15 protein-coding genes, 1 tRNA gene and 1 other annotated feature are annotated in these 14,606 nt (G+C 59.1%); of the genes, 10 read left to right on the top strand and 6 right to left on the bottom strand.

All coding sequences use genetic code 11. From position 1 onward, the window contains the following. Nucleotides 1-28: 28 nt before the first annotated feature. The 3 genes from ACB042_RS08560 to ACB042_RS08570 form a co-directional block, all read right to left on the bottom strand. Complete coding sequence (locus ACB042_RS08560) at nt 29-865, bottom strand: hypothetical protein (protein WP_042054408.1); 837 nt, start codon at nt 863-865, stop codon at nt 29-31. A 79-nt stretch (nt 866-944) separates the two neighbouring features. Next, entirely contained in the window at nt 945-1,223 is a 279-nt protein-coding gene (locus tag ACB042_RS08565; RefSeq protein WP_005338699.1) for a DUF6482 family protein, read from the bottom strand. An 18-nt stretch (nt 1,224-1,241) separates the two neighbouring features. Then, the gene (locus ACB042_RS08570) at nt 1,242-1,853 is read right to left on the bottom strand and encodes an HAD family phosphatase (protein ID WP_040068548.1); all 612 of its coding nucleotides are present in this window, start codon (nt 1,851-1,853) and stop codon (nt 1,242-1,244) included. A gap of 170 nt (nt 1,854-2,023) precedes the next feature. Further along, nucleotides 2,024-2,145 (top strand) — a sequence feature (Phe leader region). 38 nt (nt 2,146-2,183) lie between these two features. Here ACB042_RS08570 and pheA point away from each other — a divergent pair. Next, entirely contained in the window at nt 2,184-3,356 is a 1,173-nt protein-coding gene (gene pheA / locus ACB042_RS08575) for a prephenate dehydratase (protein WP_371178235.1), read from the top strand. 77 nt (nt 3,357-3,433) lie between these two features. Here pheA and ACB042_RS08580 read toward each other — a convergent pair whose 3' ends face one another. Together ACB042_RS08580 and ACB042_RS08585 are read right to left on the bottom strand one after the other, a co-directional pair. After that, nucleotides 3,434-3,859 carry an LPP20 family lipoprotein gene (locus ACB042_RS08580; RefSeq protein ID WP_042058298.1) on the bottom strand — a complete coding sequence of 142 codons (426 nt, stop codon included), beginning with the start codon at nt 3,857-3,859 and terminating at the stop codon, nt 3,434-3,436. A 10-nt stretch (nt 3,860-3,869) separates the two neighbouring features. After that, nucleotides 3,870-4,490 (bottom strand): FlgO family outer membrane protein, encoded by a 621-nt coding sequence (locus ACB042_RS08585; protein ID WP_005338718.1) that lies wholly within the window; start codon nt 4,488-4,490, stop codon nt 3,870-3,872. Nucleotides 4,491-4,706: 216 nt separating this feature from the next. Between ACB042_RS08585 and ACB042_RS08590 the strand changes: the two genes are divergently transcribed. From ACB042_RS08590 to ACB042_RS08615, 6 genes are all read left to right on the top strand, one after another. After that, complete coding sequence (locus ACB042_RS08590) at nt 4,707-5,861, top strand: flagellar assembly protein FlgT (protein ID WP_371178236.1); 1,155 nt, start codon at nt 4,707-4,709, stop codon at nt 5,859-5,861. A gap of 50 nt (nt 5,862-5,911) precedes the next feature. Beyond that, nucleotides 5,912-5,988: transfer RNA gene (locus ACB042_RS08595), tRNA-Arg, on the top strand. Nucleotides 5,989-6,175: 187 nt separating this feature from the next. Then, nucleotides 6,176-7,060: a DMT family transporter gene (locus ACB042_RS08600; protein ID WP_371178237.1), complete on the top strand. Its 885-nt coding sequence runs from the start codon at nt 6,176-6,178 to the stop codon at nt 7,058-7,060. Nucleotides 7,061-7,165: 105 nt separating this feature from the next. Next, nucleotides 7,166-9,103, top strand: a complete 1,938-nt coding sequence (locus ACB042_RS08605) for a methyl-accepting chemotaxis protein (RefSeq protein WP_371178238.1) — start codon at nt 7,166-7,168, stop codon at nt 9,101-9,103. A gap of 502 nt (nt 9,104-9,605) precedes the next feature. Then, complete coding sequence (locus ACB042_RS08610; protein WP_005338723.1) at nt 9,606-11,054, top strand: OprD family outer membrane porin; 1,449 nt, start codon at nt 9,606-9,608, stop codon at nt 11,052-11,054. A 141-nt stretch (nt 11,055-11,195) separates the two neighbouring features. Continuing rightward, on the top strand, nt 11,196-12,023 hold the full coding sequence (locus ACB042_RS08615; protein WP_371178239.1) for an SDR family oxidoreductase: 828 nt from the start codon (nt 11,196-11,198) through the stop codon (nt 12,021-12,023). A gap of 91 nt (nt 12,024-12,114) precedes the next feature. On the opposite strand, the gene ACB042_RS08620 is transcribed toward ACB042_RS08615, so the two are convergent. Beyond that, a complete protein-coding gene (locus ACB042_RS08620; protein WP_371178240.1) occupies nt 12,115-12,447 on the bottom strand; it encodes a DUF1904 family protein in 333 nt (110 codons plus the stop codon). Between the two features lie 88 nt (nt 12,448-12,535). On the opposite strand from ACB042_RS08620, the gene ACB042_RS08625 reads away from it, so the two are divergent. The 3 genes from ACB042_RS08625 to smrA all read left to right on the top strand — a co-directional run bounded on the left by ACB042_RS08625 (nt 12,536) and on the right by smrA (nt 14,508). Further along, entirely contained in the window at nt 12,536-13,438 is a 903-nt protein-coding gene (locus ACB042_RS08625) for a TraB/GumN family protein (RefSeq protein WP_371178241.1), read from the top strand. Between the two features lie 121 nt (nt 13,439-13,559). After that, nucleotides 13,560-13,739, top strand: a complete 180-nt coding sequence (locus ACB042_RS08630; RefSeq protein ID WP_005338733.1) for a DUF3149 domain-containing protein — start codon at nt 13,560-13,562, stop codon at nt 13,737-13,739. Nucleotides 13,740-13,926: 187 nt separating this feature from the next. Then, nucleotides 13,927-14,508: a DNA endonuclease SmrA gene (gene smrA, locus ACB042_RS08635; protein WP_042080672.1), complete on the top strand. Its 582-nt coding sequence runs from the start codon at nt 13,927-13,929 to the stop codon at nt 14,506-14,508. Nucleotides 14,509-14,606 lie beyond the last annotated feature (98 nt).

Here is a 14,606-nt window from a genome sequence, read left to right on the forward strand (position 1 = left end):
TCTGGCACCCGCATCGCTTGCCCGCAGGCTAGATGGCGAGATCGTGCCGCTCTTTCTGTGCCATATCCAGGGTCACCAGATCGAACTTGCTCCCCTTGAGGGCAGACAAAATATCCGATTGCATATCAAATGCCTGCGCACGCTGATGTTCTGGCAGACGCACCCGGGCTAGGGTGGTGGAGCAGTCACACAGGGTATGGAAAAAGACCTGTGCCTCGTCCAGCCCCATGTCGGCCAGCATCTGCTCGGCCTGATCCACCATTCGTAGATAACGCTGCTCAAGCTGCCGTGGATTGGTGAAGCGATTGCTAAGGCAACCGTTGCTCCCCTTGCCCCAGCGACCGAGCTGACGCTTGTTGAAGCCGTAACGATAATCGCGGCGCATCAATCCGTTGTCGGCAAAAAACCAGATTGAGTTGGCAGGCAGAGACCCGAACTGGGCAAGATAATCATCACGCTCCTCCACCGCTGCCGGAACCAGCAACGGCAGATGAGCCCACTCAGAACGAGTCTGCACATACTCACCAATGCGGCGAACCGGGTCGATCAGCCCTTCAATATTTGGCAGGCGATCGCAAAAGACGATCTCGTCACTCTTGATGACCCAGTGATCGATGCCATAACGCTGGCAATAACGGCGGGCACGGGCCACTTCGCTACGACTGCGGGTCGGATTATCGAGGGTAATTGCGTGGATTTTCACACCGGCAGCGCGGCACAGCTCGATGCTGTAGCAGGATTCCAACCGTCCCGAAAAAGAGACAACCAGCTCGTCAAAACTTGCCAGTCGCTCAATCAGCAGCTGTTCCCTGGCTTGAAAAGAGTGATCATATCCCTGATTCAGTACAACTACATTGGCACCCATTAAACAGCTCCGGATGATGAACAGGTGCAGTATTGTGCGGCAAACAAACTGAATAGACCCTTAAAGAGTCTGGTTAAAATTAAAACTTGATGATTATTTCCTGTGATTCTGCTGCTAAATCTTCATTTTGGGCGTCATAAATTCGTAATCTTGCTTGGTGAACCCGATGGGCTCGCAAGAAACCCTGCGCCTGATCCAGCGAGGTGAAGGTCAAGCGCCCTCCCTCACTGTCGGTCAGGCAGAGGCACTCCCCTTCTGCCTCAACACAGAGCTGATAACCGCTGCCATCCTTGCAGGCGATGATCAGGGTCGCCTCGGGATAGTGACTGAGCCAATTGCGAAACCGGCCATGCTCCATAGTGCTCCTAGAGGGGCATCACCCCCTGCCGGTGGCGGGCAAACAGCCCAGCTCACCCAGTTGCTGACGACAACTCGCCGCGTCGGTAAAGACGATCCCCCTGATACCGAGGGCCTCGGCGGCCGCGATGTTGGCGGGACTGTCATCGATGAAGAGACACTCTGCCGGTTTCAGATCGAACGACACCAGCAGATAGCGGTAGATATCCGGCTCCGGCTTCATCATCCGCACCCGCGCCGACACCACCTTGCCGCTAAAGAAGCGCCAGAAATCCTGATGCTGCTCCAGCCAATCGATGCTGGCATGACCCATGTTGGAGAGGGCATACAGGGTGTGCCCCGCCCCGTGCAGCTCGGCTATCAGGGTTAGCATAGCGGGATCTGGCAGCAGGGAAGCGGGAACTGCCTGTAAAATGGCCAGATTCTGTGCCGCCGAGAGGCCTGTGCGCGCTTGCGCTTCCCGGGCCATGGTGTGGAGCGACATGGTGCCTCTGTCTACCTCCAGCCAATCCGGGTGGTTAAAGAGCTGCTCGGCCAACTGTTCGGCCCCTTGCGGACCACGCACGGAACGCACTATGCCTACCGGATCCCAGCTCACCACCACCCGTCCCAGATCGAAAATAATCGCCATCGTCTTTACCTCCCCCACTGGGTTTCAGTCATAAAAACAGAGTCAATAGAACATCGCTCATACGCCATTTTCTTAACCGGATACCCTGCCCCCATCCCCGCCCGCGGGCAAGTTTTACTTGCATCAGACCGGCAAATCCCTTAATGGTTATGACGTTACTTCAAGGACACACCTATGCACGCACCATTCTTCTTTGCTTTCTCGTTTATCCGGCCCGCTTGAGGGAAGGCCTGTCGTCGTGTGAACAGAAAGCAAAGACGAATCGAGCCTCCCCTAGCGGAGGCTTTTTTTTGCATTAATATCAATCGATTACTTGGATAGGGAACAATCATGGCAACGCTCGACGAGATCAGACAAGACATCACCCGGTTGGATCAGGAGCTGCTTGCCCTGCTGGCGAAACGCAAGACCCTCAGCATCGAGGTCGCCCGTGCCAAGCAAGCCAACCCGCGCCCCATTCGTGACCACCAGCGGGAGCAGGAGCTGCTGGTCGCCCTGATCCAGAAAGGGCGCGTGCTTGGGTTGGATGCCCAGTACATCACTCGCATCTATCACACCATCATCGAAGACTCTGTGCTCTCCCAGCAGGCCTATCTGCAGAGCCTGCTCAACCCGGAGCAGCAGGAGCCGATGACCAGCGTCGCCTATCTGGGACCGCGCGGTTCCTACTCCAGCCTGGCCGCCCGCAAATATCTGGCGCGCTACAAGGATCAGGTGATCGAGGTGAACTGCCAGAACTTCCGCGAAGTGCTGGATGCCGTGGAGTCAGGCCGCGCCGCCTTCGGTGTGCTGCCCATCGAGAACACCAGCTCGGGCTCCATCAACGAAGTCTATGACGTGATGCAGCACACCAGCCTCTCCATCGTCGGCGAGCTCACCTACCCCATCGAGCACTGCATCCTCACCGCCGTACCGACCGAGCTTGGCCGCATCAAGACCTTCTATGCCCACCCGCAGGTGTTCCAGCAGTGCTCCCACTATCTGAGCAAGCTGGAAGGGGCGCGTCACGAGATCTGCGACTCCTCCTCCAGCGCCATGATGAAGGTGAGAGAGCTGGCCAGCCCGGAGGCCGCCGCCATCGGCAGCGCCGCCGGTGGCGAACTGTATGGCTTGGACGTGCTGGCCGAGCAGCTCGCCAACCAGAAAGAGAACTACAGCCGCTTTATCGTGGTGGCGCGAAAGCCCATCGACGTGGCGCCGCAGATCCCGGCCAAGACCACCCTAATCATGTCCACCTCCCAGAAGCCGGGTTCGCTGGTCGAGGCGCTGCTGGTACTGCGCAACCACGAGATCAACATGACCAAGCTCGAATCCCGTCCGGTGCAGGGCAACCCGTGGGAAGAGATGTTCTATCTGGATGTCTCCGCCAACCTGCAGACCCCAGCGATGCAGGCCGCACTGGTGGAACTGACCAAGATCACCCGCTATATCAAGGTGCTGGGCTGCTACCCGAGCGAGGATGTGAAACCCACCGCAGTGCCGCCGGTGCTGATGGGGAGCTAACCAGCCCACAACGACAAAAGGCGAGCACCCTGCTCGCCTTTTGTTTTGATGCCGGTTTTCACGGCAAGCCCATCAACTCAGAACTGACCGGCCATCAACTGATTGATGTTGTAGAGGGCACGGGTATCGAGCTCCATCTCGGTGGCATAGGTGTTGCCGCGCGGATAGGAGGCTACGACACGGGCACCACGCACCACACCAGCGACCGACACATCCAGCGAGTTGGAGGTCTGGGTCAGGTCACGGTAGCTGCTCTGACCGCGCACCTGCTGACCATTGAGCTGCTCTGCCAGCTCGCGATAAGCATCCATCTTGGAAGCGCGAATGGCTTGCAGCATCTTCTCCGACTGGGAGGGGCCAGGCTGGATGTCGATCACCGCATAGCCCACCGCCTTGAGCACCGGAAAATCATCGGGCTTGCCACCCTGGGTGTAATCCACCACCCGATTGTAGCTGCAACCGCTGAGCAAGAGTGCCAACAGGCAACCAAACAGGATCTTCATGACTCGCTCCTCACGGGGTCAGGTTGACCAGATGACCGCCCGGCCGGGCCTGACTGTCACGCATCAGATAACCGCGATTGATCGATGCCCGACCAAACGAATTGTTGGCACCGAACAGATATTTTTGCGGGATCAGGCTCTGGGCCGTGGTCTCCACCATCTTGGTGCGCATGTCGATAACGCGGGCGTTGACCAGGATCCCCTTGCTATTGCGGCTGAAGGTGCCGACCAGAATGCGGGAGATCGGCAAACGGGAAGAGAGCTCCTTGTAGTTGCGGCTCAGCACGAAGTCCCCCTGCGGCGTCACCTTGATGCTGCCGGTCAACTTGAAGTCCACCACCACCTCGCCGCGGCGGTTGAGCTCGTAGATAAAGCTCTCCTCAATCTGCTGCCCCATCCAGTTGGTATCCTGCAGGGTATCGAGATCGACGAAAGAGGCCACCGCGATGGGCTCGGTCAGGGTGGTCAGCGATTTGCGCTCCATCAGCTGATCGGTCATGCGCGCCACCAGCCAGTTGAGCTCCATCCCCTGCGCCGCCTGGCGGGGGTCACCCTGATCCCGATTGATAGGGTCGGAGCCACACCCGGTCAATGCCAAGGCAAGCGCCAACGCCGTGATGAGTTTGTTCATGGATACCTTTCCTGTATCTGCACCTGACTTATTATCGGACGCGCCGGACAAAGCTTGAGCCGGGAATGAGGCATGATTCTTGCTTTTTAATGGACATCGTCAGCGCCAACGTGCGCTGCCACTTGGAACGTGTTGTGAACGTGTTGTGATCCATGTCGGCCAGCCGAGCCATTTCCTCAAAATGGCTCGGCTGCCCGCCAACTCAAGGTATCTGCTATGAAATTACCGCTGCTGTTGACCCTGCTGCTGGCCAGCCTGAGCGCCCGCGCCGAGATTATCGAAGCGCAGGGCAGCGCCGCCATTCTGGGGGGCGATGAGGTCTATGCCCGCGAGCAGGCGACCCGCGACGCCCTGCGTCAGGCGCTGCTGGCCAGCGGCGCGGCCGTTTCCAGCGTCCAGCGTCTGGAAAATGGCAGCCTGCGATCCGAGCAGATCCAGATCCGTTCCGGCGGCGACATTCGCCAGTATCGGCTCAAGCGGGAAGAGGTGCGCAACGGCCGCATGTATATCACCCTGGTGGCCGACATTCAGGCCGAGCGCCAGATCTGCCAGACCCAGCACTTCGCCAAGGATTTGACACTGGTGAGGCTGCGGATGCGCTATCCGGACCAAGCCAGCTACGGCGCCATGGACGACATGCCGGAAAACCTCTCACGCCGGCTGTTCGAAACCCTCGCCAACGCGCCGCAAGGGGTCGCGGTGCGCCAGTGGCTGGATGAAAACCTGCGCATCGATCCGCTGCATCTGCAACAGGGGGATCGCAGTGCCCTCGAAGAGATCAAGGCGCTCAGCCTGCGTACCGACAGCCAGTATCTGGTGCTCGGCAGCATCGACGATCTCTCCATCGAGCCGCAGGGCAACCAGCTGACCAGCTGGTATGAGGATCCCGTACGCAACTTTCGCATGCAACTCTACCTGTTTGACGGCATCAACGGCAGCCTGGTCAACCGCAAGGTCTACGAAGGGCGTGCCACCTGGACCTTTGGCAAGCGGGAACAGGTGGGCAGCAGCAGCGGCCAGTTCTGGCAATCGAGCTACGGCCAGGAGGTCAACTACCAGTTGCAGCAGGCGGCTCAGGATCTGGTAGCCCAACTCACCTGCGCCCCGGTCACCGCCCGGGTAGTCGGCCAGAACGAACGCGGCCCCTACATCAATCTGGGGCGGCGCAACGGCGTCAAGCTTGGCGATCAGTTCCGCATCCAGCACAACGCCGACTTCATCGACCCCTACGGCAAGTCGCGCATGATGCGCAACCCGGCCGATGGTTTGTTCGAGGTGGTGCAGGTATTCGACGATGGCGCCATCATTAGCAGCCAGAACAAATATTCGCCGTTTAACATCCAGAATGGGGATTTGGCAGTATTGGAATAAGAATCAAGGGTTTAAAAGGGAGTTGCTTCTTGTATAATGCCCGCCACACAGCTCCCGTAGCTCAGCAGGATAGAGCGGTCCCCTCCTAAGGGACAGGCCACTGGTTCGACTCCAGTCGGGAGCGCCATACAAAACAAGGGGTTGGCATCTTCATGGTGCTAACCCCTTGGTCGTTTTTGGCAACAATGAATCCGACCATCCAACCGTAATGACCCTCTCCTTTCTGCGTTTAGAGCATGCGCTCTCTGATAGACTGCTTCTCTTCGGCTTGTCTTTGAGGCCAAGCCCTGTTTCATCTTGCAAAGGAGTGTTGGATGTCCGGATGTTCCTGGTGGGATAGATCCACCGGTTTTGCACTGCTGACCATTGTGCTGTGGGCCTCGCTGGCGGCGCTGACGTCACGGGTCACCAGCGTGTCACCACTGGTGCTGGTCGGGCTGGTGCTGTTTTTCTGCGGGGTCGGGGCCTTGCCGTTTTGGCGCCAATGGCGCGCTCGTCCTATTACCTGGCTGGTGACGGTTACGGCATTGCTGCTCTACCATCTGCTGCTCTTTATGAGCTTTCGCCATGCCCCGGTGCTGGAGGCCAACCTCATCAACTACCTCTGGCCGCTCTGCATCATTCTGTTCACCCCGCTGTTGTTGCCCGGCCATCCACTCCATGCCCGTCATCTGCTGGCTGGCGCCTTTGGTCTGGCGGGCTCCATGCTGGTGATGGTCAATGGCGAGCTGCAACTGCAGCAGACCTATCTGCCGGGATACCTGTTGGCGCTCGGTGCAGCTGTCGTCTGGGGGGCCTATTCGGTGCTATCACGCCGTCTGCCGCCAGCCCCCGCCGTGGCCACTGCGGCAGCCTGCCTGCCCGCAGGTTTGCTGGCGCTGCTGCTTGCCCGTCTGCTGGAGGGGCCCCTGCCGCTCGCGCAGCTCCCCACCAGTGACTGGTGGCTGATCATCGGGCTGGCGCTGGGGCCCATGGGGGCGGCCTTTGTGACCTGGTATCTTGCGCTGCGCGATGGGGACCCACGCCGGATCGGTGCCCTTGCCTACCTGACACCGCTGCTGAGTACTTTGCTGTTAGTGGCATTGAACGGAGAGGAGCTGACCTCGCGCCATCTACTGGCCGGGGCACTTATCATAGGAGGCGCCCTGCTCGGTATGCTGGGCCAACGCAACAGCGCTCAGGTATCCCCAGCCAGTTAAATCGGCAAAATGGGGCCACCTGACCATGCTGTCATAAAAACGCCATCATCCCTGTTTAGGCTCTGGCCACGCTCCCCCATGGTCTGTGCTGACAGGAATTACCCCGTGAAAATCGCCCATTACGCCACCCTCTCCTCCCTTGTTTTGTTACTGGTCGCGGGAGGACAGGCGCTGGCCCTCTACCACGGCTGGCAGCAGCTTGCCCGTACCAATCAGGCCCAGCATCAGCACGAGACGCTGCAACAACTGGTGACAGTGACCCTGCAAAACAGCCTGCGTGACTACCTCAACAGCGGCGATCCACAGCAACTGACCGCTGCGGAGAAGATCCGCCAGCAAGCGCTTTCCTCGCTGACCACTCAGGATGATGCCGTGGCGGCCCCGCTCAGGCAGCAACTCGAACAGATGGGGCAGCGCATCGCTCACGACTATCAGGCCGCAGGCAAGCTCTCGGGCAACAGCCAGCTGCTGCTGCAAAATGCGGAGAGTGAGCTGGGCAGCCAGGCCATGGCGCTGATCCGCTATGGGGAGCAAGGCGCCAGCACGGAACAATCTGCCGCAGCACAGCAATATCGCCGCGGTGCGGCCGAGATCCTGGCGGGCCTGCCGCGCCTCGCCCATTTGCGCCAAAGCTATATGGAGCAGGGCAATGAAAAGCTGCTCGAAGGGATCCGCTTTGAGCTGGAGGCACTGCAAAAACAGGCGCAAGCGCTGCAAGCCTTGCCGCTGCTCGGCCTGTATGAAGAGGCGCCCGCCGATGAGTTCACGCTGGGGGAGGCGGTACGCAAGGAGCTGGGAGATCAACCGCGCAGCGAATTACGCTCACTGCTGGGCCGCTATCCGCAGGAGCTGGCCAACAGCCGCACGGCGCTACAACAGCAACAGGCTGGCCGCCAGACCGTGCAGCAAGACATCATGGCCATGTTGCAAGCGACCAGACAGATGGGGGAACAACTTGCCCGCGAACGGCAAGCCGTCAATCAGGAGCTGGCCACCATCCTCGGCACACTGGCGCTCTGTCTGGTGATAGTCGCCCTGCTGTTTGCGCTGGTGCAACGACGCTGGCTGCTCACCCCCTTGTTACGACTGCGCCGTGCCTTTATGCTGCTCGATCAGACAGGGCTGGCCGAGCCGTTGCCTGCCGGACGTGATCGCAGCGAGCTGGCCGATATCGTTGTCAGCTACAACCGGCTGATCGGCCGCCTGCAACTGGATCAGCAACAGAAAGAGGAGCAGCTGTCAGCGGTATCCCTCAGCCTGCAAGGAATGGTCAGCCAGGTTGACGAGATCCATCACAGCACCCGCACCACCGAACAGGTGGTCGACGAGAGCGGCCAGATGATGGATGAGCTGAACCAGCTGGCCGGAGAGGTCCATCAGGTCGCCGCCGACATCGCCCAGCATGCCCACCATAACGAACAGGCGATGAGCCAGAGCGAAGATCTGGTGGGGAGCATGCTGCACGCCACTCATCAGACCGGACTGGCGATTGACGAGAGCGATGAGGCGCTGCAAGCCCTCACCCGCTCGGTTGCCGATGTGACGGCCATTGTCGATGTGATCGGTCATATCGCTCAGCAGACCAACTTGCTGGCCCTCAACGCTGCCATCGAAGCGGCCCGCGCAGGGGAACAGGGACGCGGTTTTGCCGTGGTTGCCGATGAAGTGCGCCACCTCTCGGCCAATACCCAGCAATCCCTCAACCAGATCACCGATATTCTGGGGCGTCTGACCCAATCCGGTGAACAGCTTGGCACTGTACTGAACCGGATCACCAGCGAATCAAGCCGCCAGCGGGCGCAGGCGGAACAACTGCGCCAGACCACCCAGGCAGTGCGGGAGATCGCCCGCAACACCGCAGTGATCGCCCTGCAGGGCGCCGACAACGCCAAAAGTCAGGAACACAAGCTGGCCAGTTTTGCCGATCTGATCACCCGTATCCATCAGCATGCCCGTCAGGTGAGTCAGCTCTCGGTGCAGGTCTCGTCCCATATCCACCATCAGGCGCAGCAGATCCCCCGCATCCTCGGCCAGCAAGGCTGAACCCTATTCGCCCCGCATCCTCACCAGATCACTTTCCCTCGACCAGAGGGAAAGTTTTTTTGTAGCACAAAATTATCTGTTATCGGCAGGTTAACTGACACCTCTTCCCCCGTACCGGATGAAAACCCGCACTGGCGCTGGCCGCAGCCTCAAGAAAACGCTCTCATCACCGTGATACCTGCCATGAGGCTGTTTACGACCTTGCCCATGATTATTTGCACTCGGTCATACTTTTGAAACGTTGAGGGAACTTTTCATTGATATTTCGCACCGCGAACGTACTCTTGGAGTTGTCCGATAGCCAAGAATCGGAACATAAAAAAACAACATGTGATGATCAGGACTGCCAACTACAGATGTGCCAAGACATCCGGGTTTGCAGGTAGCCAAGACAAGATTTTTTGCCCTTCGGGGTTTTGATTGCAATGCCAATACCGAGCGGTAGGCCCGATGCCAACTGCCGGAAAAAAAAGCTAAGTCCATAAAATCAGGAGCAATAAAAATGGAAAAAGTGATCTTCAAGCGCGCCGCTTTGAGTGCCGCTGTGGTAGCCGCTCTGGTCGCCCCCGGTATGGCGTTGGCAGCTCAGGATATGATGAGCCCGGAATACGGCCAGTCCTATGAAACCTTCGTTAAAGACTCCAAACTGACCGGCGGTCTGTTCTACTTCCAGCGTGATCGTCAGCGCATCGATGGTGACCCGACTGCAGCCAAGAAAGAAGGCAAATACCAGTCCAACCTGAGCCATTCCACCGTTCAAGCCGCTCTCAACTTCAACTCCGGTTATGCCTGGGACACCGTAGGTCTGGATCTGGGCGGCTTCGGTGCCTATGACCTGGCCGTTACCGAAAATCACCCGGTCAACCAGGAAAACGAATTCTCCTTCGCTGGCCGTTCTTGGGGCAACAACGCCAAAGATGGCTCCCCTGAAGGTGGTTTCAGCCTCTCCAACGCAGCGATGAAGCTGAAATTCCTGGACGGCGGCATCACTGCCAAGGGTGGTTATACCCAGCTGTATGTCCCTGGCCAAATCGGTGTTAACTGGTCTTATCAGCCGGGTACCTATCGTGGTGGTCAAGTTGAAGGTAACTTCGGTGGCCTCTACCTGACCTACGCCATCGCTGACGAGTACAAGGCCCCCTGGTACAAAGAGACTCAGGTCTTCTCCCGTGCCAAAGCGTGGATGGATCCGTTCGCTGATGAAAACGTCATCGACTACATCCACGGTATTGCAGCCCGTTACACCTTCGAAAATGGCACTGCTGTGACCGGTTCTTTCGGTCAGTCCGAAGGCTACATGGACAGCTACCACTTCAAACTGGCTCACAAGTTTGACGTACTGGGCGGCCTCTCCACCAGCTACCAGTTCTACGGTTCCGAGACCGAGACCTACACCAAGGGCGCTTCCCAGATCGAGACTTATGACGGTCTGGCATGGCAACAAGCTCTGACAGCTGCCTGGGGCATGGGCCCGTACGGCTTCCGTCTGGAAGGTCTGTGGACCAAGGCTGAAGGTGCGGAAGGCAACTACCTGCCCCGTCTGACCCGTGGCTACGCCAACTCTCAGGGTGCCAACGAAATTTGGTGGGACTCCCGCTCTGACTGGAACGCCAACAACGAGAAAGCGCTGTTCTTCGGCGTGACCCGTTCTCTGGATGATCTGGTTGGTGCTCCTGGCTGGTCCGTCGGTGTATCCGGTGCTTACGGTTGGGATATCGAAACCGGTCAAGGCAAGAAAGCAGCCAACGGTGAAGATACCGAATGGGCAGCCAACTTCGATGTCACCTATACCGTGCAGGATGGCAAGCTGAAAGGTACCCTGTTCAAACTGCACTACACCGACTACAACAACGACATCAGCCAAGGCGGCGGTTGGACCGATTACCCCAACATCTTCGCCTCCGAGCACGACGTCAAGTTCCACATCATCATGCCGCTTACCTTCATGTAATCAGGCAATACGATGTCAGCAAACCGGGCCACTTGGCCCGGTTTTCTTTTTACCGGTTGGCAGGCTAACATGCGAGCCGGATAAGGATTTTATCCGCTCACCAGCCCGCACGCTTTTGTCAGCAGTCACAAGGACGCCATCATGCCCCGTTTTGTTCTGATCACCGGTTGTTCCAGCGGTATTGGCCTCGCCGCCGCACAGGCGCTCGGGCAGCACGGTTTTACCGTGATCGCCTCGGCGCGCAAGGCGGAAGATGTGGCCCGTCTGCAGCAACAGGGATTGCTGGCAGTACAGCTGGATCTGGCGGATTCTGCCTCCATCGAGCTGGGTGCCAGTGCGGCACTCCATCTGGCGGGCGGGCGCCTCTATGGCCTGTTCAACAATGGCGCTTATGGCCAACCCGGGGCGCTGGAAGATCTGCCCACCGAAGCGCTCAGGGAGCAATTCAATACCAACCTGTTTGGCTGGCACCATCTGATCCGTCAGGTGCTGCCGCCGATGCTGGATGCCAAAGAGGGGAGGATAGTGCAGAACAGCTCGGTTCTGGGGCTGGTTGCCATGAAGTATCGCGGCGCCTACAACGCCAGCAAGTTTGCGCTGGAAGGTTATAGCGACACTCTGCGCCTTGAACTGGCGGGTAGCGGGGTACATATCAGCCTGATTGAACCGGGCCCCATCGATACCCGTTTTCGTGCCAATGCCCGCAGCGCCTTCTTGCGGCACATCGATCCGGCCCAGAGCCGTCATCAGTCGGCCTACCGCCAGACCCTGACGCGGCTGGAAAAAGAGGGGGCCACCAGCGGCTTTACCCTCCCAAGCGAAGCCTGCATCCCGCCGCTGCTCCATGCGCTGACCCACGCCCATCCCAAGGCGCGCTATCCGGTGACCACACCAACCCGGCTGTTTGCCTTCCTGCGACGGGTATTGCCCACTCGCTGGCTCGATAAACTGCTGGCCAAATCAGCCTGATCCCGTGATTGACGATAAGCATCCTGCCGCCCAAGTGGCGTTAGCCGGGTAGCGGCGTCACCCGTCCCGCCAACCTGGTTTGTCCCTCTCTTCAATAGTGCTCGCCATTGCTGTAGTAGGCGCTCTTGACCAAAGGAACCACCTGCACCACCACATAGGTCTGCTCCCCCAGCACCTGCTTCAAATGGCGCGTGATAAGGCGCGCGGCGGCGTCCTGCATCTCCTGCGGCCGTTCGAACCAGTGCAACTCGACAAACGGAAATCCCGCCTCTGGCTCGCCGTTACGGATCCAGCAGCTCTCCACCCGCTCCATGGTGACAAACTCCGGCTTGCTGCCGGTCAGCTCGCAAAGCTCGGCCAGCAGCGGGTCGCTCACCTGTTGCAGGGTATCGAGCGCCACGGCGCGAAAACGAAGATGGGGCATGGCAAACCTCTTGGTTATCTGAAATGAGGACTTATCATAGGGGTTATTGTCAGCAAGAGAAGTCACCCGGCGCACATTAAGGATCCCCATGAGATTTCATCGCACCCTCTTTGCCTTCCTGCTCTGCCTGCTGCTACCACTGCACGCCTTTGCCGATCCCGCGTTCTATCGGGTGAGCAAGGGCAACCAGCAACACTGGCTGCTGGGCTCCATCCATGCGGGCAAACCTTCCCTCTATCCTCTGCCCGAGCCGGTGGAGCGTGCCTGGCTGCAGAGTCGCGCACTGGTGATGGAGGTGGACATGAACAGCATCACGCCGGATCAGTGGCAACAGACCGGCTCCCTCACCCGACTGGTGGATGGCAAGCCGCTCAAGGATCATCTGCCTGCCGAGCTCTATCAACGCACCCTGATGGCGGGCGCCCGCTATGGCATCGACGAGGCTACCCTCGCCACCCTGCGCCCCTGGTTTGCCGCCATTACCCTGACCCAGGCCGCCATGGCCCGCTCCGACTTCAAGAGTGAACTCGGGATAGACAAGCACTTCGCTACCCGGGCCGCCAAAGAGGGCAAACCGGTAGTGGGTTTTGAAACCCTGCTGGAGCAGCTCGGTTATCTGGCCAGCGTGGGTGACAACCAGACCCTGATGCTCGCCAGCACCCTGGATGAGCTACCGATGCTGGAGAGTGGTTTCGCCGCCGTGATGAAGGCGTGGCAGCAGGGAGATGAGGCGACGCTAATCAATCTGCTCAAGGAGGAGATGGCCCCGCCCGCGCTACAAAGCTGGATGGAGCAGACCCTGCTGGCCGAGCGCAACCACAACTGGCTGAAGAAATGGTCCACCCTGCCCAACGAGAGCTTTATCGTGGTAGGCGCCCTGCACCTTTACGGCGAACAGGGGTTGCTGACGTTGCTGGAGCAGCAGGGGTGGCGCATTACCCCGCTCACCACACCGGGCCCTGTGCAGGCTCGGTCGCAAGGAGTCCAGTGAGAACGATCACAGATCGCACTGGTTATTAAACAACCTGCAAGGGAGTTGATCGGGATCATCCCGGACGGGGCAAAGAGGTATTTATCATGCCTGTCATCAACCGGGTGACAGGAGCAATAAAATGGACTTTTGGCTGGACCTGATGTTTGGCAACAGCGTGGGATTGATGTCGATGCTGGTGATTATCGGCACCTTCTTGCTCATCAGCTCTTACGCGGCCTACTTCATCTACAAGGTGATGCACTCGCAACCGCCTCATTCACAGCAACCCCATTCTCAACAACCCAAAGAGGGCAAATAATCCTCTGACCACAGGCGGCAGTTCACACTGACCGCCTGTGCTGTTTTATGGTTCGCGACTGTGATTCCCGGGCCAAGATGCACCAGTGTCCATGCTGGGCGCCCCTTATCCCCTCCCCCTTTCCCCGTTTTCTGTGCCGGTTGCGGCCGTTATAATGGCCCCCACTTTTTCTTATGGGGAGCCTGCCGTGTCTCATAACGACGAACTCTCGCTATTCATGAATGAAGTGGCCGACGTGCGGCCCATTCGCAGCGACAACATCCATCCCCATGCGGCCAAATCCGCCCCGACCGAGGCGCAGCTCGCTCGCCGTCAGGCTGCCACCGCCGAGCAACTCGCCCTCGACCACCTCACCATGGAGGCCATCGAGATGCTAGATCCGCACGAAATCGTCGGCTTCAAGCGTGATGGGGTGCAGGAGGGGGTCTACAAGAAGCTGCGGCTCGGCAAATACGAGCTGCAGGCCAGCCTGGACTTGCACCAGAAAACCCTTAACGAAGCGCGCCAGACGCTGGTGCAGTTCATTGCGGATTGTGAAGTCCGGGATATCCGCTGCCTGCTGATCCTGCACGGCAAGGGGGAGCGCAGCACCCCGCGCGCCCTGCTGAAAAGCTATGTGAGCGCCTGGTTGCCGCAACTGCCCGCCGTCATGGCGATCCACAGTGCCGAGCGTCGCCACGGCGGCAGCGGTGCCCTCTATGTGCTGCTGCGCAAAAGCGAACGCAAAAAAGCGGAAAACCGCGAGCGGCACCAGAAGCGGCTCGGCTAATCCGCGTTTCGCCCCACGCCTTTGGCCCGCCTGCATGATGGTGGTCAACGATGCTGCGGCGGTGTTAGCATCGAACGGCCCCGAGCATGCCAGGTACG

This window comes from Aeromonas sp. S13(2024), assembly GCF_041402405.1.
Taxonomy (GTDB): domain Bacteria; phylum Pseudomonadota; class Gammaproteobacteria; order Enterobacterales; family Aeromonadaceae; genus Aeromonas; species Aeromonas veronii.